Origin of the sequence: Superficieibacter electus (assembly GCF_002915575.1) — a bacterium.
Lineage (GTDB): Bacteria > Pseudomonadota > Gammaproteobacteria > Enterobacterales > Enterobacteriaceae > Superficieibacter > Superficieibacter electus.
The window spans coordinates 59,393-80,209 of sequence record NZ_PQGD01000009.1; the positions used below are offsets into that span (position 1 = coordinate 59,393).

The window sequence follows — 20,817 nt, forward strand, 5'->3', positions numbered from 1 at the left end:
CTGATGACTGCATTCTTACCGCTTGTTGTTCTGCTTGTCATACTCTTTCTGATTGCCAAAACGTTCTCGCGTACCCGTCCTGCGGATACCCCCACCGGCCCGGGCGATCGCAAGTTAATCTCCTCTTCTTCTTTTTTACTCCGCACCTTCGGCAGTTCTCAAAGTTATAAAGCACAGTACTACTTTGATAGCGCCAATTTTTATGAAGTCGCTGACGAGGCGACCAGCACCATTCCGCTGGCCGCTATCACCGCCGTAAAACGAGAAAGCACAAAGGTCAACAACCGTTCCGTGTGGTCGGTGAGCTGGAATAGTAACGGTCAGCGACGCCAGGTGCGTTTTCTGCATAACTACACCCTCTTCAACCGCAGCTTTGCCGTGTTCCTTGCGACCGTAAAGCAGGCAAACCCGAATGCCAGCGTCAGCTCGTTAACGCTTTTTACGTTGTAAGCGTTTACGGCAGAATTGCGGTAATCATTGAGGATCTACGGTAAACTGTCCGTCAATATGTTTCACTTCCCGGAATTCGTGTTTTTATGCTCAGTTATCGCCACAGCTTTCATGCAGGCAACCACGCCGACGTCCTCAAACATACCGTTCAGAGTCTGATCATCGAATCGCTGAAAGAGAAAGATAAACCGTTTCTTTATCTGGATACCCATGCGGGCGCAGGCCGTTACCAATTGAGCGGCGAGCATGCAGAACGTACCGGTGAATATCTCGAAGGTATCGCCCGCCTCTGGCAGCAGGACGACCTGCCCGCGGAGCTGGAGCCATACATCAACGTGGTTAACCACTTCAATCGTAATGGTCAACTGCGTTATTACCCCGGTTCACCGTTAATCGCCCGCCAGCTTCTGCGTGAGCAGGACAGCCTGCAAATGACTGAGCTGCACCCGAGTGATTTCCCGCTGCTGCGTTCTGAATTCCAGAAAGATAATCGCGCCCGGGTAGAGCGCGCCGACGGCTATCAACAGCTGAAATCTAAGCTGCCACCAGCCTCGCGCCGGGGCCTGATCCTCATCGATCCACCCTATGAGATTAAATCTGACTATCAGGCGGTAGTGACAGGTATTCACGAAGGTTACAAACGTTTTGCGACCGGCACTTACGCGCTGTGGTATCCGGTAGTATTGCGTCAGCAAGTCAAACGGATGGTTCACGATCTGGAAGCGACCGGCATCCGCAAGATCCTGCAAATTGAGCTGGCCGTTCGCCCCGACAGCGACAGGCTTGGAATGACCGCCTCCGGCATGATTGTGATTAATCCCCCCTGGAAGCTGGAGCAACAGATGAATAACGTGCTGCCATGGCTGCACAGTAAGCTGGTGCCGACCGGTATCGGGCATGCCACCGTGAGCTGGATTACCCCGGAGTAATCGCAGCCATCGGTGGACGCGGCTCAATCACGGGCTACAATCCTGTTATTTCTGCGGATGCGCGTTGTCCATCCGCCCCCCTTTCAGTGTAAGGAACGGTCATGACGAAACATTACGACTACGTTGCTATCGGCGGTGGCAGCGGCGGTATTGCCTCTATCAACCGGGCGGCCATGTACGGCCAGAAATGCGCGCTGATTGAAGCCAGTGCACTGGGCGGTACCTGCGTGAATGTCGGCTGTGTGCCGAAAAAAGTAATGTGGCACGCGGCGCAAATCCGCGAAGCAATCCATCTGTATGGCCCGGATTATGGTTTTGATACCACCATCAATCATTTCAACTGGGACACGCTGATTGCCAGCCGCACGGCCTATATTGACCGTATTCACACCTCCTACGATAACGTGCTGGGGAAAAATCAGGTCGACGTGATTAAGGGATTTGCCCGTTTTGTCGATGCGAAAACCCTGGAAGTGAATGGTGAGACGATCACCGCCGATCATATCCTGATCGCCACCGGCGGCCGGCCAATTCACCCGGATATCCCCGGTGCCGAATACGGCATTGACTCTGATGGTTTCTTCGAACTACCCGCGCTGCCTGAACGCGTCGCCGTGGTTGGCGCGGGTTACATCGCTGTTGAGCTGGCTGGCGTCATTAACGGCCTGGGTGCGCAGGCGCATCTGTTTGTGCGTAAACACGCCCCGCTGCGCAGCTTCGACACCATGTTGTCAGAGACACTGGTCGAAGTCATGGAGGCTGAAGGCCCGACGCTGCATACCCATGCGGTGCCGAAGGCGGTGGTGAAAAACGCCGACGGGAGCCTGACACTTGAGCTGGAAGATGGCCGCACGCAGATCGTAGACTGTCTGATCTGGGCCGTTGGCCGCGAACCTGCTACCGACAATATCAACCTGTCCGTCACTGGTGTGCGCACCACTGATAAAGGTCATATCGACGTCGATAAGTATCAGAATACCAGCGTGAAAGGTATTTATGCCGTCGGCGACGTAACCGGTGCCATTGAGCTGACGCCGGTTGCCGTTGCCGCAGGCCGCCGCCTGTCCGAACGTCTGTTTAACAACAAGCCGGAAGAGCATCTCGACTACAGCAACGTGCCGACCGTGGTATTTAGCCACCCGCCGATTGGCACCGTTGGGCTAACCGAAGAGAAAGCGCGAGAGAAATACGGCGATGATGCGGTTAAGGTGTATAAATCGTCCTTTACCGCAATGTACACTGCGGTCACTTCTCACCGTCAGCCGTGCCGTATGAAACTGGTGTGCGTCGGCGCGGAAGAAAAAATCGTCGGTATCCACGGCATCGGCTACGGGATGGATGAAATGTTGCAGGGCTTTGCGGTGGCGCTGAAGATGGGCGCAACCAAGAAAGACTTCGATAACACCGTTGCTATTCACCCGACCGGGGCAGAAGAATTTGTGACGATGCGGTAAGTTAATGACAACATCGGCGGATGGCGCTTGAGCTTTGTGCTTGTAGCGCCATTCGATAAGCGATCCCTGCATCAGGCACGGTCTTCATCCGCTCCCCAAAGTGGCTACAATGTAACCCACTTTTACACTCCGGCTGCCCGGCTCCTGTTTCATCCTGCCTCCCACAAAGTTATAATATGTCCCTGCCCTTTCACCCGGCTTAACGCCGTAAAGTAATTATTCTGAAAGTGAAATCTGGCAGTTAATAATGATTCCTGTTTTTCCTGTTACTTAACAGCGACCTGGCTATTTTTTGCTCTTTAATTTCTCACAAAGAAGTGTGATCTACCGCACATTTTGCCGATCAATGATTGAGGCGAATGTCTACCCTTATAGATAGACCGGGCAATGCCCGGGTACGAATATGACGTGATCCGGAGGTTTTTATCATTATGCTCAACCAGAGAATGCGCAGTGTGGAGGAAGAGTTGTTGATTGATATGCATCTCAACTACGAAACCGATCCATGCGAATTAAAACTGGATGAAATGATGGAAGTCGAGCCGGAGCCGGAGATGATCGAGGGCATGCCTGCCTCTGATGCCCTGACTCCTGCCGATCGTTATCTCGAACTCTTTGAGCATGTGCAGTCAACCCGTATTTTTGCCGACAGCAAAACGTTTCCGGACTGTGCGCCGAAAATCGATCCGCTGGATATCCTCATCCGTTATCGGCGGGTTAAACGTCGGCCCGGTTTCGATCTGCGTGAATTTGTTCACGCGCATTTCTGGCTGCCGGAAGATTACAGCAAAGAGTACATTTCCAATCCGGAAAACTCCCTGAAAGAACACATTGATAACCTGTGGCCCACCCTCACCCGTGAGCCGCAGGATCATATTCCGTGGTCGTCCCTGCTTGCCCTGCCGCAGTCCTATATTGTGCCGGGCGGGCGTTTCAGCGAAACCTATTACTGGGACTCCTATTTCACCATGCTGGGGCTGGCGGAGAGTGGCCGTGGCGATCTGCTGAAATGTATGGCAGATAACTTCGCCTGGATGATCGAAATTTACGGTCATATTCCTAATGGTAACCGCACTTATTACCTGAGCCGCTCCCAGCCGCCGGTATTTGCCCTGATGGTGGAGCTGTTCGAAGAAGACGGCGTGCGCGGTGCGCGGCGTTATCTTGACCATTTGCTGATGGAATATAATTTCTGGATGGACGGTGCGGAATCGCTGGTCCTCAATCAGGCCTATCGTCACGTGGTCCGGATGCCTAACGGCGCACTGCTTAACCGCTACTGGGATGACCGCGATACGCCGCGTGATGAATCCTGGCTTGAAGATGTGGAAACGGCGAAACACTCCAGCCGTCCGGCGAATGAAGTGTATCGTGACCTGCGTGCCGGGGCCGCTTCCGGCTGGGATTACTCTTCCCGCTGGCTGCGCGATACCCATCGTCTCGCCAGTATCCGCACGACGCAGTTCATCCCGATTGATTTAAATGCTTTTTTGTTCAAGCTGGAAAGCACGATCGCCAATATTTCTGGCCTGAAAGGCGATCGGGAAACCGAAACCGCGTTTCGCCAGAAAGCCGCCGATCGCCGTGCTGCCGTCACCCACTATTTGTGGGATGATGAAGCTGGCTGTTTCCGTGATTACGACTGGCGGCGTGAGCAGCAGGCGCGGTTCTCTGCGGCCAGCATTGTGCCGCTATATACCGGAATGGCAACGCATGAACAGGCCGATCGCCTTGCTGACGTGGTACGCGCACGCCTGTTAACGCCAGGGGGGATTATGGCCAGCGACTATGAAAGCGGCGAGCAGTGGGATAAGCCTAACGGCTGGGCCCCGCTACAATGGATGGCTATTCAGGGCTTTAAACTGTACGGCAACGATGCGCTGGGTGATGAGATTGCGCACTGCTGGCTGAAAACGGTCAATCATGTTTATGCGCAGCATCATAAACTGGTAGAGAAATACCATATTGCCGACAGCACCCCGCAAGAAGGCGGCGGGGGCGAATATCCGTTACAGGACGGCTTCGGCTGGACAAACGGTGTCGTGCGTCGCCTGATTTCTCTGTATGGAGAGCCGTCGGGGAATTAACGGACTTCGTTGTAAATCGCAGTCTGGATCGCCAGCCATTTTTTATTCTGCGCATCCGGCTGCGCCATCGCCCGCTTTTTCGCCTGTGCGGTATCATAGCGCTGGCGTTCGACGACCGCAGGCGCGGTACAGAAGGTGCGTAAATACTCTTTGCGTAAAGAGGTTAGCGCATCACCCTGCGCCATAGCGGAGCCAAGCGTTGTCATAAAACGGCGGCAGGGCCTGCGCTCATCCATCTGCAGACGATAACGCAGCAACAAAGACAGTACCTTATCATTTCCCGCCGCGTGGGCGGCTTCCGTCCATGACAGCTTCCAGTTCATTCCACCACGCAGAAAAAGCTGCGTCACCTGCGCGTCATTGCGATCGATAGCAGAACGCAAATTATTCGTGTCCCAGTTGATCCCCATGCTGGTAAGCTGTTCACGCGGGGATGCCGGCTCACGTTCCACTTTACTGCTGACAGCGGGACCAGGTACGCTGGCCTGGGGTGCTGCACTACTCTGATTTATCATCCATAACCCACCGCCACACATTCCCAGCACGGTAACGCCAACCAGCGCCCACAGCGTGACCGATATTAGCCGATCGCGTTCCTGCGCCGAGCGCTTTCTGCGCGTGTCAGGCCGCTCAATACTGTCGCTAATTTCGCTATGATCGCCACCGGAAAGTTTGTCCTTCTTACGTGCGTTCTGCCAGAAATCCTCAAGCTCCTCCTCCGCCTGCGGCGTCATAAACGCGGCCGGATTGACGCGCGTCTGACCGCGCGCCCAGGCCTGCTGGATCGGGCCGATAATTTGCTGACTGTAATGATCGAGCAATGCGCGTTGTGCGAGGCTTAACGGTTGCCCGGCGATCACTCTATTGCGAATTTGCCGGCAGTCTTCGAGGAAATGTTGCAGCGTGGCGCGCGGCTCGACAAACAAACTAAGCGTGGCAGGATCGCTGAAAAGTGGCGCATAGTGGCGGGCAAACTCTTTTTTATCGACCAGCATAAGCGCCAGCTCGCTAAAACGCATGCCACTGAGAATATCGTTGCGCTCGCCCAGTTTCAGCCAGCGCCGGACGTTATCAGCGCCAAACTGGATTTTTAACTGGTTATTCAGGCGCACCGGGTCCGGCCAGGCCTGCGCAATCAGTGCTTTCAGGGTCAACTCCAGGGTACGTAGTTGCCCCTGCGCCCGCTGCTGCTCATTCTGCGTCGCATCTTCCGGCGCACAGAAGGTTAACAGCGGCTGCTTCTGTTGCAGATATTCCAGTTCGGTCACAAAACGCAGCGCAACGATAAGCTGGTGATGGCTGACCTCCTGACCGTTTTCATACTGCGGTACCCACTGCTGGAGATGACGCAGATGCAGCGTAAAACGGCTCATCTGCGCATCATTCAGATTCAGACGCTGTGCGACATTGGCCCAGCCGCCAAGGCTCAGGCGGGCCTGATCTAACTGCTCCAGAAACCAGCGCGGATCTTTTCCATCCGTTACTTTGACGTTAAGCAGCAGTAAGATTTCAAGCGACGCCTGGCGAATAATGGCCAGGCAGTGCTCAAACTGCTCGCGGATCTGTTGTGATGTGCCGGTGATCATTCTTTTTCCTGCGCCGCCTGACGTCGAAGCATGTTGTAAAGTGTGGTTAAAAGATATAACAAATTCTGTTTCAATACAGTGATCTATGTACCTTCACAACGTAACTTCTTTGTCCGCGAATTAACCCTGGGCCATCTGGCAAATTTTTCCTGCTGGCGCTTTACCTTAGACTGCCCACCAGAAACAGGAGGAGCTGACTATGGCGCTGCAACCATTAACTATCAGTCCGGCAGGAATTGCGCTGATAAAAAAATATCAGGGACTAAACCTGGAACAATATCAGGATGAAAGTGGACTCTGGGTCATTGGCTATGGGCACATGATTGCCTGCTATGAAAACTTTGCCGGTCCTCTCACGCCGGAAACCGCAGAAGCACTGCTGATGCTGGATATTCAGCGTTGCCAGTGTCTGCTCCAACAATGTCTGGAAATTAGTTTGAATCAACCCCAGTACGATGCCCTGGTTTCTCTGGCATTAAGCTGTGGTAATGAGGCTTTTTACCAGTCCGCCATTCTCAGGCATATTAATGCCAGAGACTTCGGTAACGCGCTGGCAGAATGGGAAAAGGCGATTGTGTTAAACAGAAGGGAAATTGCCAGCCTGACGCCACAACGTCAGGCTGAATGTGCTTTATTTCTTCAGGGTGGTGAAGTAGCGACAATTTAGTTGCAGCTTGTCTCATTAAACATCATCGCTGCCTGGGTGCGATTTTTAACATCCAGGCGACGATAAATAGATTCAAGATGCGCTTTAACCGTTCCGGCACTGATATTCAGTGTGCGGCTAATTTGTTTATTGGAATCCCCGGCGGCCAGTAGCTTGAGTATCTCGCGCTGGCGGCTACTAAGGTGCTGTAACTCCTGTTCTTGCTCATTTTCATCATGTGTTGTTAGCCAGTCCCCCGGCAAACACATCAGCCCCATTGCCACACTATTAATAGCAAGAGAAAATTTATCTGGCTCTGAATCGCGCTGAACAACGGCCAGCACATTATAACGCAACACGTCCTGCAACCATTCTTTTGTACAATCAGATACCACTAATAGTACCCGGCATTGAGGGAAGCGGTTATTTTTTTCCTGCAGAATGGACTGGCAAACCTCGCTTCCCATGTCACCATCCAGCATTAAAATAGCCTCCGGAGAAGTTTCCAGACACTCCCACAGGTCTTCCGACTGACTGAGGCCCTGGATATCTATTTCCGGAATCAACTGCTGCAAACTGATTTTCATTCCATGTATAAATATTGACTGCCTGTCAAACATGATTACCTGCATTACTCTTTCTCCATCGAAAAGCTATTGACCCATAAGCATGGTGGAAGGGTATTCCCAGCAAGCTAAAATAAATACTTGCTGCTTAGCCTGGGGCATTTTACCGATGATGAAACGAAGTAAAAGATAACATTAGCGAATAATTACCGCCATGCCATAATTATTACAAATTAGTGATTTACATCAAACTTTTATTGAGGATTTCCTTAAGTCAATAAACAGCGCTCGTATTATTAATATTAATCTTTGGAATATTAACGGTATCGCTATGCAAGCGGAAGTCCAGTCCATCAAAGAGTTTGTTACCAAATAATATTTAGCATTAAAGGTAAAAAAACATTCTGCACCATATTAACTGGAACCTATCCGCCTTTTCCGGGCATGAAAAGGCGGCGCTTTTCTTATAACAGCATACCGCCAGAGAGTTCCACTCTTTGTGCGGTCATCCAGCTTAATTCGTCACTTAACAACGCGGCGATAGCATTACCGATATCATCCGGTAACCCCGCTCGTCCCAGCGCCGTTTGTGAGGAGACGAACTGATTGAGTTGCGCATTATCCCGTACAACACCGCCGCTGAAGTCAGTTTCGGTTGCGCCGGGCGCAATACTATTGACGGTAATCCCCCGCGCACCCAACTCTTTCGCCTGGTAACGCGTCAATACTTCCATCGCACCTTTCATCGCCGCATAGGCGCTGTGCCCTGGCAGCGTAAAACGTGCCAGACCGGTGGAGACGTTCAGAATTCGCCCGCCATCGGCCAGCAAGGGTAAAAGCTCCTGCGTCAGGAAGAAAGGCCCTTTGAAATGAATGCGCATTAATTCATCAAATTGGGCTTCGGTGGTTTCGGCAAAAGACGCATGTAAGCCAATACCCGCGTTGTTTATTAAATAATCAAAATCGCTGCGCTGCCACAGCGTATTAAGCTGCCTGGCCGTTTCAGCAATAAAATCACTAAAGCTTGCTATATCACCGACATTCAACGCTAATGCGCTTGCTTTACCACCTTTTCTCTTAATTTCATCCACAACTTCCTGGGCGGCAGATTCATTACGTTGATACGTTAAAATAATACCCACTCCCTGCCCGGCCAGTTTCAGCGCCGCGTTTTTGCCCAGACCGCGACTGCCGCCCGTCACTAATGCAATACGTTGGGACATAAGAACCTCTTTTTGACTGTGGTGTGATTGTGAAACAGCTTATTAGCTGCTAAAAAATCAATAAAGATGGCAATTTACATTTTACTGTTTCATTGATAACAACAATAAGAGGCGGCAATGGATAAAATTTATGCAATGAAGCTTTTCATTCGCGTAGCCGAACTGGAGAGTTTTTCTCGTGCCGCCGAATCGCTCAGGCTACCGAAAGGAAGCGTGTCACGACATATTCAGGCGCTGGAAAACCAGCTTCGTACGCAATTACTGCATCGCACCACCCGGCGTGTACAGCTTACGCAGGATGGAATGGTGTATTACGAGCGGGCAAAAGATTTGCTGAGCAATCTGGAGGAGCTGGATGGAATGTTCCAACACGATCCCGGAAGTCTGAGTGGAATACTGCGCGTGGATATGCCGGTTGCAATGGCTAAGAATCTGGTGATCCCCCATCTTCCTGCCTTTGTCCAACAGTATCCGGGAATTGAAATTGAACTCAGTAGTAGCGACCGTCTGGTGGATGTGATCCGCGAGGGCTTTGACTGCGTTGTTCGGGTCGGAACATTGAAGGATTCCGGGTTAATTGCCCGCCCGCTCGGCAAATTGTCTTTAATTAACTGCGCGAGTCCCGATTACCTGGCGCGTTTCGGCTACCCGGAAACGCCGGAAGATTTGGCCACTCACGCCCTGGTTTACTATGCGGTAAATACCGGCGTGCGCCCGCAGGGATTCGAAATTTACAGCAATAACACCACGCGTTGGGTGACGGCAGGCGGCATTTTGACGGTAAACAGCACTGAAACTTATCACGCGGCCTGTGTTGCAGGGCTGGGCATTATTCAGGCACCGCGCATAGGCGTAAAAGAGGCATTACGCAGTAAAAAACTGGTTGAGATTTTGCCTCAGTACCGTGCGCAACCGATGCCGGTATCACTGATCTACCCGCATCGGCGCAACCTTTCCCGCCGTGTTCATCTGTTTATGGAATGGTTAACAGGCGTTATGAAAACCTGGGTTGAATAACCGTGACTATAATTGCCCTATACGTCACTTATTCATAAAAAGGAATCTCTCTCTAATGACGCCGGAAAATGATGAGAAGCGCCCTGTTACAGAGCTGGACTACAAACCCGTTAAAAAGGTCATCACGGAAGCGCCCTCGGCTTCAACCCCTGATGCTCAAAAAGAAGGAAAGGAGAAAACCGAGTCTGAAAAGAAAGACACGGACGGCGGTGTCATTGCCACGGTGACGGAGACGGCGGAAAAAATCCAGCGCCGTCCCATGATTGCTCACCTGATCCGCGCGACGGAGCGGTTTAATGACCGACTGGGCAATCAGTTTGGCGCAGCCATTACCTATTTCTCTTTCTTATCAATGATCCCCATTCTGATGGTCTGCTTTGCGGCGGCCGGGTTCATTCTCGCTTCCCACCCCACGCTGTTGCAGGATATCTTCAACAAAATTCTCGATAGCGTGAATGACCCAACGACAGCAACCACTCTTAAAAGCACCATCAGCACGGCGGTGCAGCAACGTACCACGGTCGGCATCGTCGGCCTGCTGGTTGCGCTCTATTCCGGGGTGAACTGGGTAGGCAATCTGCGCGAAGCGATCCGCGCCCAGTCACGGGATGTCTGGGAGAGCAAAACGCAGGAAGACGAAAAATTCTGGGTGAAGTATATCCGCGATTTTATCTCACTGATTGGTCTGCTGGTGGCGCTGGTGATCACGCTATCGATTACTTCTATTGCCGGCGCGGCGCAGGAAAAAATTATCTCCTGGCTGTATCTGGATTACATCGACTGGCTGAAACCGGTCTGGCAATTGATCGGTCTGGCAATATCTATTTTCGCTAACTACCTGTTATTTTTCTGGATTTTCTGGCGCTTACCTCGTCACCGCCCGCGTCGTAAAGCGCTGATGCGCGGTACCCTTATCGCAGCGATTGGCTTTGAAGTTATTAAAATCATCATGACGTGGACGCTGCCTTCGCTGGCGACCTCCCCATCTGGCGCAGCGTTTGGTTCAGTGCTGGGCGTGATGGCGTTTTTCTACTTCTTTGCGCGCCTGACGCTGTTCTGTGCCGCGTGGATCGCCACCGCCGAATATAAGGACGATCCGCATATGCCGGGTAAAAAACACCGCTAAATCATCAACGTGGGCTGAGGGAGAACGTAAAATCTCAGCCCACCTCTTCATTTCAGCAGATAAAACCAACCTGTAACTTTTATTTAACCTGAAACTGGTTTTTTATACTGACTTTGAAATTTTGTGAAGCATTTCATAGACGATAAGTTGCGGGTATAAACATTATTCACTTTTTGCCTGCTTTTTGACCTTTCCGCCACGCCCCTCAGGATTGAAATGTCGCTTTTGCTGTGCGTAATATGGCCGTTCGTTCGTCATAAAATAAGAAATATCTATGCAAGCAACCGCCACAACTACGCTCGACAACGCCGCCGACATCGCACCGGTCAACTCCCGTAATAAGGTCGTCGTTGCCTCCCTCATTGGTACTGCCATTGAGTTTTTCGACTTCTATATTTACGCCACCGCTGCGGTGATTGTTTTTCCGCATATCTTCTTCCCGCAGGGCGATCCCACGGCCGCGACGCTACAATCGCTGGCAACGTTCGCCATTGCCTTCGTCGCCCGCCCTATCGGCTCCGCGCTATTTGGTCACTTTGGCGACCGAGTAGGCCGCAAGGTGACGCTGGTCGCCTCGCTACTGACGATGGGCATCTCGACCGTCGTTATCGGTTTGCTGCCCAGCTATGCCACTATCGGCATTTTCGCGCCGTTGCTGTTGGCGCTGGCGCGTTTTGGTCAGGGATTAGGGCTGGGCGGTGAATGGGGTGGCGCGGCGCTGCTGGCAACGGAAAACGCGCCGGCCCGTAAACGCGCGCTGTATGGCTCTTTCCCGCAGCTTGGCGCGCCAATCGGCTTCTTCTTTGCTAACGGTACGTTCCTGCTGCTGTCCTGGCTTCTGACCGACGAGCAGTTTATGCAGTGGGGCTGGCGCGTGCCGTTTATCTTCTCTGCCGTGCTGGTATTGATTGGTCTGTACGTGCGCGTTTCGCTGCATGAAACGCCGGTATTCGCAAAAGTTGCCGCCGCGAAGAAGCAGGTTAAAGTCCCGATGGGTACGCTGCTGTCGAAACACCTGCGCGTGACCGTGCTGGGCACGTTCATCATGCTGGCGACCTATACGCTGTTCTACATCATGACCGTTTACTCGATGACTTTCAGTACCACGGCAGCGCCGCAAGGGCTTGGCCTGCCGCGTAATGAAGTGTTGTGGATGCTGATGATGGCGGTGATTGGTTTTGGCGTGATGGTACCGATTGCCGGGCTGCTGGCAGATGCGTTTGGCCGTCGGAAAAGCATGATTGTGATCACCACGCTGATTATCCTGTTCGCACTGTTCGTGTTCCCGCCACTGCTGGGTTCCGGAAACCCGATGCTGGTGATGGCATATTTGCTGATTGGTCTGAGCCTGATGGGGTTAACGTTTGGTCCAATGGGGGCGCTGCTGCCGGAGTTGTTCCCGACGGAAGTGCGTTATACGGGCGCATCGTTTTCCTATAATGTGTCGTCGATTCTGGGGGCGTCCGTTGCGCCGTATATCGCCACCTGGTTGCAGGCAAATTATGGTCTGGCCTATGTAGGATATTATCTGGCTACGATGGCGGCGCTGACCCTCATTGCGCTGCTGCTAACCCACGAAACACGCCACCAGTCGCTGTAGCGGCTTATAGCCGGGTTAGTGCGCCAGCTTCGGTATCGTAATGCCGGGCGGCGCTGCGCTTGCCCGTCCTACCCGGTTATCCGGCTTCAGAATCAATCAGTTGCGATAAAACGTAGGCCCGGTAAGCGAAGCGCCACCGGGCAAAGCGGCTCCGCAAACGTAATGCCGGGCGGCGCTGCGCTTGCCCGGCCTACCCGGTTATCCGGCTTCAGAATCAATCAGTTGCAATAAAACGCAGGCCCGGTAAGCAAAACGCCACCGGGCAAAGCGGCTCCGGTGGCGTTATTCTGTAAAGCGTATCGCCGCGCTATAACGTTGCGCGGCGTCTGTTATGGTTTACTTCTTCATCTGCGACAGGATGGTCCGACACTGGTTTTCATTTCCTTCTGACGGCGAAATCAGCGCTACCAGCGCGGCGGCTGGAGCGACCAGGGTTGCCAGCGCCGCCGCTACCGCACCGCGGGCAATCAACGGCCCCGCCTTCACACCCGCCTGCGGATTCTTGAAGGTCCCGCGCACGTAAAGCGGGGAGCGCAGCGTAACAATACGAATACCTTTACTTTCCGGGTCGATCGTCAAATCAAGCTGTTCAGACGCAAAACTGGCGGTACCGGTGACATTAATCAACGCGTTCTCAGTATCGAAGGCGAAGATTTGCGGACGCGCCACGCCGTTGACGATATCCAAGTTTGCCGCCGCACAGTTAACACGAACCTCCTCATCACCGAATAGCTGGCCGACGATAAAGTTCCCCACGTTAAGCCCGACGATTTCCATCAGGTTGCGGCTGATTAAGCCGTCATTCATGAGCAGCTTCAGATTACCGTTACTGCTGCCCAGCAGCGCGGCAACCGAATTGCCCGCCCCCCGGAACTCGGCGTCGCCGTTCATTTCACCCAGCGTTTTCTGCATCATTTCCGATTCAGGCATCAGCTCTTTCAGCTTCAGTCGACGGGCCTGAATATCCGCCACGCCGCGCATCGGCTTCTTATCACCTTCAAGATGTATATTGGAAGAGATCGTTCCGCCAGCCAGGCCAAACTTCAGCGGCTGCAAACGCAGATCGGCATTTTTCAGCGTCAGATGAGTCGACAAATCGCTGATCGGCAGGCTGCTGCCATGCTCAATACGACGGCCTTTAAAGCGCACGTCGGCGTCCATCACGTCCCACTTATCGGTTTCAAAGCGGTCGTACGGCAGCACTTTATCGGCAGGCTGGACGCTCTTCTCGCCTTTTTTCTGCTCCGATTTTTTCGACTTATCAGCTCCTTTACCCGAGTCCACGCCAATTAGCGGCCCCAGATCCGCCAGCCGTAGCTGGCGCGATTCCAGATCGCCTTCCAGCTTCGGACGCGGTTTACCGGTGGTATAAGTCAGAGAGCCATGAATATCGCTGTCGCCGATGCGACCATTAAAGTTACGATAATTAAAGACCGAGGATTTCTCGGTATCGATTTTGGCGACCAGCCGACCATCCGTCTCAAACGGCGGGGTATCCGGCAACAGCACACCGGTTAAGTCGTACAGCTCACCCAGTGAATCGCCGGAGAATTTCAGGCGCAGATCGACGCCGCCCATTTTCATCGGATCGTTAACCGTACCGTCGAACGCCACGCGGGTATTGCCCGAACGGAAATCGGCCTGTACCGGGAACGGCGTACCTTCGCTACGCAGCGCCAGCATGCCACCAATTTTGCCGGTGCCGGTAAGCGGCTGCCCGTTGTAACGTCCTTTCGCTTTCAGGCCAAACACGTAATCACCCACTTTGCCTTTCTCATCCTTTCCTTTACTGCCGGTCACTTCGCTGAAGGGCAGTGGTTTCCCTAATGGATCAACAAGGATTTCGATATCGGCGCGGCTGACTTTATCGTCAATGGCGATACGGCCACGATCAAAGAGAATATTATCGAGCTGGAAAGACCAGGCTGAAGGCTGGGCATTTTCTTTTTTCTCGTCATCCGAGGCGAGATTGAACGTCCAGTTATCATTTTTCTCGGAGAGACGGATAAGTCTGGCATCAGGCTGCACAAACTTCACCCACGGCAAATATACCGTTTTGCTCAATAGCGCCAGCGGTGCCAGCGTCGCTTCTACCCGCGGCAGATGCACCATGGTGACTTCCGGGATATCCGGCGGGTTGCCGAGAATAATATCTTCCGCATGCACATGCGGCCAGGGCACCCAACTGCGCCAGCCGGTTTCCTGTTTTTGCCGCTCCCATACCACGCCCAGATCGCCGCGAATGGCAAAAGGACGATTCAGTTCCGTAGAGACTTTTTGGTTGATCGTCGGCTTCAGGCGATTCCAGTCAAAGGTCGCGATAATAATGATGGCGACGACGATGAGCAGCACCAACGTTCCAAAAATAATGGCAAGTATTTTACTTGTTTTAGACATGCCCCACTCCGCTTTCTGATTACCTTACCTGTCCTAAAGATAGTTGAGGCTGACAGAAAAGGGAGCGGCTGTTTCCTTAATTATGAAAGGGTAACCAGACTTACCGCCTGCAGTATACTCACCAGGACGCCAGATTATGCACTTTGCTGGACCATCCATTCCGGGGAGATCTGCATGACAACATCGTCAAGCGTGGCCATCGGTACCGGTCGGGAGAGAAAGTATCCCTGAGCGGCAAATGCCGGGGACTGCTGCACGTCATGCCACTCTTCCAGCGTTTCCACGCCTTCCACAATCACGCCCTGACAATAGCGATTCATCAACTGAATGAGCAGCGTAAACAGGTTACGACCTTCCGGCGTTTTGCGCAGCATGACAAATAAATCGCGCGCGACCTTAATGTAGTCGTAGCGCACTTCACTCAGTGCCGAGAAATTCGCCATGCCAGTGCCAAAGTCGTCCAGCCACAGCGGGCCAAACTCGCAAAATGAGGCGAACGATGAATCGACCGGCAGGCTAATATGCTCAACCAGCTCAAGGCGTAGCCAGGATAAGCTGTCGATGGTTGCCATCAGCGCTTTGTCCTGCCGCATGGCAAGCAGCGTCGGCCCATCAACATTTACCGATGCCAGAACCTGATGGTGCTCAAAAAACGCCTGCTTTTGCTGCAGCACCGCAAGCTGCGCTTTCACTACATCAATACGCTGACGTACCGCCACTTCGGCAAAATAACGATCCGGGGGAATACGCTGTCCAGGGTTATCAGGATGGGTCACGATCGTCAGAATTTCGATCGCCATCAGGCGACCATCCGTTCTGTAGATCGGCTGATAGGTCCAGGCAAGCGTACATTGCAGCCAATAGCGCCGCTCCTGGAGGCTTTCAATCTCTGCCTCCGGACTGTTCAGCCGCTGGATAACCTGCTTTAACTTCATCTCAGATGTCCTGTGCAAAGGGGATGATCTGTTGAAACTCGTCACTGAGTTATCGGCGCACGAATTGAGAACTTTATGTTCAACGGCGGGCAAATTGAAAATCTGCGCGCTAAAAGACGCCAATAATACGCGTCAGCTCAAAAAATTTATGGAACGTTGTTTTAATATAGTTGACCGAAAAAACTCCACAGAGCAGACTAAGCTCATTTCCCGCTTCAGGTCAGGTTAACCTTATGTCTAAGAAAATTGCCGTCATCGGCGAATGTATGATTGAGATGTCAGAAAAAGGGGCGCAAGTGAAACGCGGCTTCGGTGGCGATACGCTTAACACCTCGGTCTATATTGCGCGTCAGGTCCCAGCCACTGCCCTGCGTGTGGATTACGTGACCGCGCTGGGCAATGACAACTTTAGCCAGCAAATGCTGGACGCCTGGCAGAGCGAAAACGTTGGCACTGACCTGATTCAGCGGATGGCAAACCGACTGCCTGGCCTTTACTACATTGAAACTGACGAGACTGGCGAGCGTACATTCTGGTACTGGCGCAATGAAGCAGCGGCCAAATTCTGGCTGGAAACACCGGAGTCGGTTGCCATCTGTGAGAAGCTGGCAACCTTCGATTATCTCTATCTGAGCGGCATCAGTCTGGCCATTCTCAGCCCGTCAAGCCGCGAGAAACTGTTCTCCCTGCTGCGCGAATGCCGCGCCAATGGCGGCCAGGTGATCTTCGACAATAACTATCGTCCGCGCCTGTGGGCAAGCCAGGAAGAAACGCAGCAGGTTTACCAGCAAATGCTGGAATGCACGGATATCGCCTTCCTGACGCTGGATGATGAAGACGCGCTATGGGGTGAAAAACCGGTTGATGACGTGATTTCACGCACCCGGGCGGCGGGCGTGAACGAAGTCATTATCAAACGTGGTGCGGAGTCTTGTTTAGTCGCCGTGGGCGATGAGCCGGTGGTTGAGGTGCCCGCAGTTAAATTGCCGAAGGAAAAGGTTATTGATACCACGGCAGCGGGCGATTCCTTCAGCGCGGGTTATCTGGCGGTGCGTCTGACCGGCGGTAATGCCACTGAAGCCGCTAAGCGTGGGCATCTGACGGCCAGCACGGTGATCCAGTATCGCGGGGCGATTATTCCGCGTGAGGCGATGCCGCAGTAACCCCACCCCCACCCTCACCCTAACCCTCTCCCTGAGGGAGAGGGAACGGTCCGTGCACTAACGAGAAAAAGGTGTACGGGCTAACCCGAAACGGTCAACGGTATCTGAGCGCGGGGTTTCCCCCTCTCCCTCAGGGAGAGGGCCGGGGTGAGGGCAATCCAGTCTGCATGGCAAGCGCCGGAGCGCGCAATTCACCCACGAAACGCATAAATATCGCTGGCCTCGCTATCCATCGCGATACTACCCAGTGCTCCTAAATCTACACTGACTATCTCATCACTTTCCTTATGCTTTTCAACCCGCACAAAATAGCCAACATTGCCATCCTGGCCGATCATGAAATAGTGCGGCGCAGCGATGTGAATCTGATAAGTTTCATTTCTTTCAACAAGATCATGAGCATTATAAAAACAGACATAACATCCGTTTACAGCCAGAATCTCATAACACTCGTTATCCTTAATCTCTTCTGAAAGAAATTGTCTGTATAACGGGGGAAAGAGGATATCTCTGTCATTTTCAATCGCTTTTATTGCGTCAGCATAGCGGTTCATAGCCGTTTTACCATGACGGGCGGCCCCACGAGGAAGCCACCACTGGAGAGACAAAGCACTTACTGCGCCGGCGGAATATCCGAGACTTCCTGATGCACCTCTTCAGGCGCAGCAGAGATCGTGGCAGGTTCAGCCGGAACCATAATCTCATTCCAGCTTGCCTGAAGTGTCTTCATGTCATATTCCGGCTCGCCTTTCGGCTGTAGCAGGACCAGCGACATATCCTGCGAAAGCTGCTGACGCAGATCCTGGTTCAGCACGTCCAGCGTCAGACTATCGAGGAAATTCTGCCGCAGCTTCTGATACTGCTCGGGAGCAATGTCCACTACCTGATTTTGCAATGCACGCATCCGCTGGCTAATCAGGATGTCGGTATCAGTACGCGCATAGGTCGCGAACAACTTTTGCAGCTCCAGTTTCTTCTGCGCGACCAGAGCGTTAAATTCTTCTTCCGTTAACCCTTTTTCACGCAGCATCGCCAGCTCGCGCGCCACCGTCACCAGACTGGTATTCAGTTTCTCATTCGGGGAATCAATGTTAATACCGCACTGGGCACGCTGGTAAAGTACGCGGCAGTCAAAGCCCATACTGATATCTTTGGCATTGCCTTTACTGAGATTTTGCTGGACGTGCCAGTACAGCGCTTCGCGCGCCAGATCGGCACGCCAGTAGCGCTGGAGTGCCGCTGATTCGCGAATGGGCTGCCACGGGTTATCCCACATCACCGACAGGCGGTCCTGCTGCACCGTATCGGTCATGATACTGACAGCATTGAGGGGAAGAGGCGAAAGCGTTGGCATTGGCGCAGGCGTTTCACGCTTGCCTTTCAGTTCACCGAAGGCTTTATTGATTTGCTCTGAGACGCTGCGGCTATCAACGTTACCCACGACGATCAGCGTCATTGCGTCCGGGGTGTACCATTTCTGGTAGAAGGATTTCACCTGTTCCGCATCCACCGGTTTTTTCAGCGGATCGGCCGGATCGTGGCCCAGCATGGACGATCCTTTCAGGCGATAACGCCACCAGCCTTCTTTGGTGTCCATCGGCCATGTCATGACTTTGTCTGCGCTGCCAGGCGTTGCGCTGACGGTCTCCGGCGTAATGACAAGTCTGCCGGAGCTGTCTGCAAGCCAGGTCAGCGCCTCTTTCAGTAAGTCATTACGGTTATTTGGCAAACTAAGATTAAATAACGTGTGATCGTAAGACACAATGGCTGGCGGCAGGGGGCGATTGGGATCAATACCCTGCTGCCACAACGATTGCGCCTGCACGGGCTGTAAGCTGCCGTGCTGGGAAAGCGCAATCTGGGGAATAAAGTGGCTAAAGCCAATTTGCTGCGTGTTTTCAGTCAGTGAACCGGTGTTAATAAGCAGACGGATTTCAATACGATCGCTGGGGCGCTGCGGGGTGGATAACACCTGCCATTGAAAGCCATTCGCCAGCGTTCCCTGTTGCCAGGCCGGGTCAGGCTGGAGCGCTTCTGCCTGCACATAACCAGCCGTTGCAATAAATAGCAAACCACCGGCTAAGAGTCGAATTTTTGTGCCCTGCATGTAAACCCCTGATCAACATTCCTGGTAATAAAGACAAAGACCATCCTGCTATGAGGATTATTTTGAGTATGGAAAAGCCATTTCTAAGACCACGCAAAGCGGAAAATGTCGCGCAGGCTTTAGAAAATAATCACCAATTATGCTCAGGAGGCCGTAGCCCATCAAGGGACTACGGCAATAAGGGGCGGAATTAAGAGGATATTTCGTGCGTTTTGCCGTCTGGCGCACGATTATTCAGGGTCTCGGTGAGCTTTTTGTGGTCAAGTTCTTTCACACGCTTCGCCACCACGATAGTCGCTACGCCGTTACCAATCAGGTTGGTTAGCGCGCGCGCTTCCGACATAAAGCGGTCAATCCCCAGGATAAGGGCCAGCCCGGCAACCGGCAGATGTCCCACCGCCGAGATAGTCGCCGCAAGGACGATAAACCCGCTGCCGGTGACGCCGGCCGCGCCTTTCGACGACAGCAGCAGCACCACCAGCAAGGTGATTTGATGGAAAATATCCATATGGCTGTTCGTGGCCTGCGCGATAAACACTGCCGCCATCGTCAGGTAGATTGATGTGCCATCCAGGTTAAACGAGTAGCCGGTGGGGATCACCAGCCCGACTACCGACTTACGGCAGCCCAGCTTTTCCATCTTATCGAGCATGCGCGGCAGCGCGGATTCTGAAGACGACGTGCCGAGGACAATCAGCAGTTCCTCGCGAATATAGCGGATGAACTTAAAGATGCTGAAGCCGGTGGCGCGGGCGATAGAACCGAGCACCACCACCACGAACAAAATACAGGTAGCATAGAAGCACAGAATCAACTGCCCCAGTTGCACCAGCGTACCGACACCGTATTTACCAATGGTAAACGCCATCGCGCCAAATGCGCCAATCGGGGCCAGACGCATGATCATATTGATAATGCCGAAAATGACCTGCGAGAAACTCTCAATGACGTTGAAAATGAGCTGGCCTTTACTGCCCAGGCGATGCAGGGCAAAACCGAACAGCACAGCAAACATCAATACTTGCAGGATGTTACCGCTGGCAAATGCGCCAATCACGCTTCCTGGTATAATGTCCATCAGGAAGGCCACAATGCCCTGGTCTTTTGCCTGCTCGGCATACACTGCCACGGCCTGGGCATCGAGGGTTGCCGGATCAACGTTCATACCAGCACCAGGCTGCACGACGTTAACAATAATCAGGCCGATGATCAGCGCAATGGTACTGACCACTTCAAAGTAAAGCAACGCGACGGCCCCGGTTCGGCCAACCGCTTTCATGCTTTCCATGCCAGCGATCCCTGTTACTACGGTACAGAAAATCACCGGGGCAATAACCATTTTAATCAGCTTCACAAACGCGTCGCCTAACGGCTTCATTTGTGCGCCCAGGTCAGGATAGAAGTGCCCCAGCAAAATACCGATGGCGATGGCCGTCAGGACCTGAAAGTAGAGGCTTTTAAACAGTGAGGTTTTCATTAGGATGTCCTTAAGATAAAACCACAGGCATTGTAGGGTTGGAGCCACCTGCGG

General features: G+C 52.9%; 17 protein-coding genes. 9 read left to right on the top strand and 8 right to left on the bottom strand.

Features of this window, described 5'->3' with window-relative positions; translation table 11 throughout:
* Positions 1-3 precede the first annotated feature (3 nt).
* The 4 genes from CHU32_RS12405 (at position 4) to CHU32_RS12420 (ending at position 4,920) form a co-directional block, all read left to right on the top strand.
* A complete protein-coding gene (locus tag CHU32_RS12405; protein ID WP_103675834.1) occupies positions 4-450 on the top strand; it encodes a hypothetical protein in 447 nt (148 codons plus the stop codon).
* 86 nt (positions 451-536) lie between these two features.
* Positions 537-1,379: a 23S rRNA (adenine(2030)-N(6))-methyltransferase RlmJ gene (locus CHU32_RS12410; protein WP_103675835.1), complete on the top strand. Its 843-nt coding sequence runs from the start codon at positions 537-539 to the stop codon at positions 1,377-1,379.
* Between the two features lie 101 nt (positions 1,380-1,480).
* The gene (gene gorA / locus CHU32_RS12415) at positions 1,481-2,833 is read left to right on the top strand and encodes a glutathione-disulfide reductase (protein WP_103675836.1); all 1,353 of its coding nucleotides are present in this window, start codon (positions 1,481-1,483) and stop codon (positions 2,831-2,833) included.
* Positions 2,834-3,264: 431 nt separating this feature from the next.
* Positions 3,265-4,920 (top strand): alpha,alpha-trehalase, encoded by a 1,656-nt coding sequence (locus tag CHU32_RS12420; RefSeq protein WP_103675837.1) that lies wholly within the window; start codon positions 3,265-3,267, stop codon positions 4,918-4,920.
* On the opposite strand, the gene CHU32_RS12425 is transcribed toward CHU32_RS12420, so the two are convergent.
* Positions 4,917-6,506: an STY4199 family HEPN domain-containing protein gene (locus CHU32_RS12425; protein ID WP_103675838.1), complete on the bottom strand. Its 1,590-nt coding sequence runs from the start codon at positions 6,504-6,506 to the stop codon at positions 4,917-4,919. The genes CHU32_RS12420 and CHU32_RS12425 overlap by 4 nt on opposite strands.
* Positions 6,507-6,705: 199 nt before the next feature.
* On the opposite strand from CHU32_RS12425, the gene CHU32_RS12430 reads away from it, so the two are divergent.
* Entirely contained in the window at positions 6,706-7,173 is a 468-nt protein-coding gene (locus CHU32_RS12430; RefSeq protein WP_103675839.1) for a lysozyme, read from the top strand.
* Here the strand turns inward: CHU32_RS12430 and CHU32_RS12435 are convergent.
* Entirely contained in the window at positions 7,170-7,784 is a 615-nt protein-coding gene (locus CHU32_RS12435; protein WP_103675840.1) for a response regulator transcription factor, read from the bottom strand. The genes CHU32_RS12430 and CHU32_RS12435 overlap by 4 nt on opposite strands.
* A gap of 398 nt (positions 7,785-8,182) precedes the next feature.
* Positions 8,183-8,941, bottom strand: coding sequence for an SDR family NAD(P)-dependent oxidoreductase (locus tag CHU32_RS12440; protein WP_103675841.1), 759 nt, complete (start codon positions 8,939-8,941; stop codon positions 8,183-8,185).
* Positions 8,942-9,058: 117 nt separating this feature from the next.
* Between CHU32_RS12440 and CHU32_RS12445 the strand changes: the two genes are divergently transcribed.
* The 3 genes from CHU32_RS12445 (at position 9,059) to CHU32_RS12455 (ending at position 12,684) form a co-directional block, all read left to right on the top strand.
* Complete coding sequence (locus CHU32_RS12445; protein ID WP_103675842.1) at positions 9,059-9,958, top strand: LysR family transcriptional regulator; 900 nt, start codon at positions 9,059-9,061, stop codon at positions 9,956-9,958.
* A gap of 55 nt (positions 9,959-10,013) precedes the next feature.
* Positions 10,014-11,084 carry an inner membrane protein YhjD gene (yhjD, locus tag CHU32_RS12450; RefSeq protein ID WP_103675843.1) on the top strand — a complete coding sequence of 357 codons (1,071 nt, stop codon included), beginning with the start codon at positions 10,014-10,016 and terminating at the stop codon, positions 11,082-11,084.
* A gap of 274 nt (positions 11,085-11,358) precedes the next feature.
* A complete protein-coding gene (locus CHU32_RS12455) occupies positions 11,359-12,684 on the top strand; it encodes an MFS transporter (protein WP_103750856.1) in 1,326 nt (441 codons plus the stop codon).
* A 336-nt stretch (positions 12,685-13,020) separates the two neighbouring features.
* On the opposite strand, the gene CHU32_RS12460 is transcribed toward CHU32_RS12455, so the two are convergent.
* Positions 13,021-15,081 carry an AsmA family protein gene (locus tag CHU32_RS12460; protein WP_103750857.1) on the bottom strand — a complete coding sequence of 687 codons (2,061 nt, stop codon included), beginning with the start codon at positions 15,079-15,081 and terminating at the stop codon, positions 13,021-13,023.
* Positions 15,082-15,215: 134 nt separating this feature from the next.
* Positions 15,216-16,016 (bottom strand): cyclic-guanylate-specific phosphodiesterase, encoded by an 801-nt coding sequence (pdeH, locus tag CHU32_RS12465; protein ID WP_103675846.1) that lies wholly within the window; start codon positions 16,014-16,016, stop codon positions 15,216-15,218.
* Positions 16,017-16,249: 233 nt separating this feature from the next.
* Here pdeH and kdgK point away from each other — a divergent pair, with 233 nt between their 5' ends.
* Positions 16,250-17,179, top strand: coding sequence for a 2-dehydro-3-deoxygluconokinase (kdgK, locus tag CHU32_RS12470; RefSeq protein ID WP_103675847.1), 930 nt, complete (start codon positions 16,250-16,252; stop codon positions 17,177-17,179).
* A gap of 191 nt (positions 17,180-17,370) precedes the next feature.
* On the opposite strand, the gene CHU32_RS12475 is transcribed toward kdgK, so the two are convergent.
* The 3 genes from CHU32_RS12475 to CHU32_RS12485 all read right to left on the bottom strand — a co-directional run bounded on the left by CHU32_RS12475 (position 17,371) and on the right by CHU32_RS12485 (position 20,763).
* Positions 17,371-17,733 (bottom strand): SMI1/KNR4 family protein, encoded by a 363-nt coding sequence (locus CHU32_RS12475; RefSeq protein WP_103675848.1) that lies wholly within the window; start codon positions 17,731-17,733, stop codon positions 17,371-17,373.
* A gap of 59 nt (positions 17,734-17,792) precedes the next feature.
* Complete coding sequence (locus CHU32_RS12480; RefSeq protein ID WP_103675849.1) at positions 17,793-19,286, bottom strand: M16 family metallopeptidase; 1,494 nt, start codon at positions 19,284-19,286, stop codon at positions 17,793-17,795.
* Positions 19,287-19,476: 190 nt separating this feature from the next.
* Positions 19,477-20,763, bottom strand: coding sequence for a dicarboxylate/amino acid:cation symporter (locus CHU32_RS12485; protein ID WP_103675850.1), 1,287 nt, complete (start codon positions 20,761-20,763; stop codon positions 19,477-19,479).
* Positions 20,764-20,817: the final 54 nt, after the last annotated feature.